The organism is Priestia sp. P5_B4 (assembly GCF_056400385.1).
The window spans coordinates 1-571 of record NZ_JBFULJ010001477.1 but is presented as its reverse complement, the minus strand read 5'-3'; the positions used below and the strand labels follow the sequence as shown (position 1 = coordinate 571).

Annotated in this window: 1 protein-coding gene; it reads left to right on the top strand. The window is 32.6% G+C overall.

Annotated features, from left to right (window positions below):
• The first annotated feature begins 17 nt into the window (after positions 1-17).
• Positions 18-569, top strand: coding sequence for a DUF2087 domain-containing protein (locus tag AC1DRF_RS31705; RefSeq protein ID WP_477742789.1), 552 nt, complete (start codon positions 18-20; stop codon positions 567-569).
• Positions 570-571 lie beyond the last annotated feature (2 nt).

Here is a 571-nt window from a genome sequence, read left to right as displayed (position 1 = left end):
ATTCTAATCCTGGTAGGATCACCGTTGGTGATCCTACCAGGATTAGAATTATTTCACTATTAAAAAAAGGGCCTCTTCACGGGCAAGCCATTGCTTATAAGCTGGGGTTGCAGCCTTCAACTATTACTCATCACATTTCAAAACTAAGAAATGTAGGAATTATTTATCAAAGAAGACAAGGAAACATTATTTATTTTTATCTAGACCTTGAAAGACTTGAATATAACTCGAAGGCTATTTTGAGTATTGGAGAGGATTCGATGGAAAATCAAGAAAACCATTTACAGGATAAAGACAAATTATCGATTGTTAAAAACTTTATAAATAGTGATGGAACTTTAAAGATCATTCCAAGTCAAAGAAAGAAAAAGAACGTAATATTAGCCTATGTAATACGCGATTTACAGCACGGAAAAACGTATCAAGAGAAAGAACTGAATGAACATATAAAAAAATATCATGAAGATTATGCAACGATTCGCAGAGAATTAATTATGCAGCATTTTATGTATAGGCAAAATGGAGAATACGAGTTAAATCCAAAAGAGATGTGGCCCGTTATCTTTTAAAA